The 2,166-nt window shown below is 47.4% G+C and carries 2 protein-coding genes and 1 pseudogene; 1 reads left to right on the plus strand and 2 read right to left on the minus strand.

Features of this window, described 5'->3' with window-relative positions:
- Nucleotides 1–584 (minus strand): annotated as a pseudogene (locus AQR02_RS06640) (M3 family oligoendopeptidase); the annotation flags it as partial.
- Nucleotides 585–668: 84 nt separating this feature from the next.
- Nucleotides 669–1,562, minus strand: coding sequence for a LysR family transcriptional regulator (locus AQR02_RS06645; RefSeq protein ID WP_054939911.1), 894 nt, complete (start codon nt 1,560–1,562; stop codon nt 669–671).
- Nucleotides 1,563–1,685: 123 nt separating this feature from the next.
- Here AQR02_RS06645 and AQR02_RS06650 point away from each other — a divergent pair.
- Nucleotides 1,686–2,166 (plus strand): phosphotransferase (locus AQR02_RS06650; protein WP_148449133.1); only part of this gene is annotated, 481 nt, incomplete at its 3' end.

Genomic DNA, 2,166 nt, shown 5'->3' on the forward strand with positions numbered 1-2,166 from the left:
TAAATGCGGTCAAATTCGCTTTCATGCTCAGCCATAAAGTCAAATCTGGCAGTAAACGCGCGTTTACGCAGATCGCGGTCCAGCGACATTTCAAATGGGGCGAGCTGTGACAGGTTCCGTTCCTCACCCTCAAACATAATTTTGGCTGAGGCAATGAGCTGGGTGTATTCCGTAGACAGCCTGTTCTCCAGCTGCAGGTCCTCGATAATTTCAGGGCTGAACGTCCGCAGAGAGATCTCCGCAAGAGCGAATAGCTGCTTCCCCCACTCCTGCTCGAACTCAGCTCTATACTTGGAGTTAACGATACCCTTGTAGAAGTCCGTTATGTATTCCTGGAAGATAGGAACAATCTCATCAAAGAAATCCTGCTCAGCCTTGTAGAACGCATCCTCAGTATTGATAGAATGGCGGATATAAACAAGGTTTTGCAGAGTATCGAATTCGCTGCGCAGCTCATTGAGCGCGACGATGGAAGCCTTTTGTTCCTCTAAGGTGTCTGCTTCCAGGCCTTTCAGGAGTGAGGTGAATTCAAGCTTAAGCTTGTCTACATCGGGACGTTCGTAGGGATATTCAGTAAAGTTCATGTTATATTTCAGCATCCTTTCTCTACCAGATGAAGTATATTATACTATATGGAAGAAGAAACCAAAACTCGGAAAATGAGATACTCACATGTTAAGCGTCTTCATCAGCGCGATAAATAATCCGATAAGCGGCGAATAGTGGCGGTCACGGTTATAGGAATAGTAGATATGCCGCTGAAAATGGTATTCTGGAATTGGACATATCATTAACTTGCCTGTTGCAACTTCATCAGCTACCGCAAGCCGTGAAATGAAAGACACGTGCCGGCCGCTCATTAGTGATTGCTTAATGGCCTCCAGAGAATCGAGCAGAATATGGACACGGGGCTCAACCCCGCAGGCTTCAAACCATTTGTTGGTCATTTGCCGGGTACTGGATTGCATATCGTGCAGAATGAAATCCGCCGATGAGATCAGGGATGGGGTTAATTCGGACCGGTCCGCAAATTCATGATTGGGGGCAAATACCAGCACCAGCTCATCTTCGCATAAAGACTGGCTGTGCAGACTGGGCAGGTAAAAGGATTCCGTCGACAGGATCCCCAGATCGATCTCCTGATTTATCAGCATTTCTTTAATGACGGGTGAAGATTTCACGGATAGCGATATCGTTGTCCCCGGATGCTGCTCCCCGAACAGGCTGAGGATTTTGGGCAGGATGTAGGTGGCCGGGACGTAGCTTGCACCAATTTTTAGTATTCCGCGGCCGCCCTGACTGAATTCCTTAACGACCCGCTCCGCCTCGGCAGCCAGCGCATTGATTTTGACAGCATAATGAAGAAAGGCTCTTCCGCTTTCGGTCAGAATCATTTTATCCATTCTGGATTCAAAAAGCTTCTCCCCAAGCTGCTGCTCCAGATTCTTAAGATGATAGGTTACGGTTGGCTGCTTCAGCCCGAGCTCATCGGCCACCGTAGTTATTTTCTTATGCTTATACAGCAGTTCCACAATTTGCAGTTTGATCAAATTCAGATTCATTCCGTTCACTCCCCCTCTATTAGTTAAACGATAACATAGAAAAATTCTATGAATGTTAAAACTGATCAACAAGAAAGTTAATATCCGTCTTACATTCCGCTAATCCGAAGGGATAATAGAATAATGGAAACTTTAAATTATATCTTGGATTTCCCGCAGCTGTGCTTGAAATACGGTCTTGGACCATTAACGGAAGCACCCGAACCGGTGTCCGGCGGATTCCTGCACAAGATGTACCGGATAGTGACCGGTCAAGCCGAATATGCCGTAAAAGCACTGAATCCGCAGATTATGCTCCGCCCTGCAGCGATGGGCAACATTCTTTTTGCCGAAAAGGTAGCAAACCTGGCAAGATCACAGGGCATAAACGCACTTCCCGCCATCGAGTCTCAAGGCAGCTGCATGCATGAGGTCCAAGGCCAGTATTATTTGCTGTTTCCGTGGATTGAGGGCAAAGCGTTACCTGCCGGGGCAGTGGATATGGACTGCTGTTCACAGATAGGCCGGGTACTCGCGGATATTCATAACGCTGATTTCTCTGCGCTTCTTGTTGGTCAGCAGGCGGAAGAGTTTGTTCCATCGGTTGTGCCTTGGCAGGATTATT

Origin of the sequence: Paenibacillus ihuae, assembly GCF_001368795.1 — a bacterium.
Taxonomy (GTDB): domain Bacteria; phylum Bacillota; class Bacilli; order Paenibacillales; family Paenibacillaceae; genus Paenibacillus_AQ; species Paenibacillus_AQ ihuae.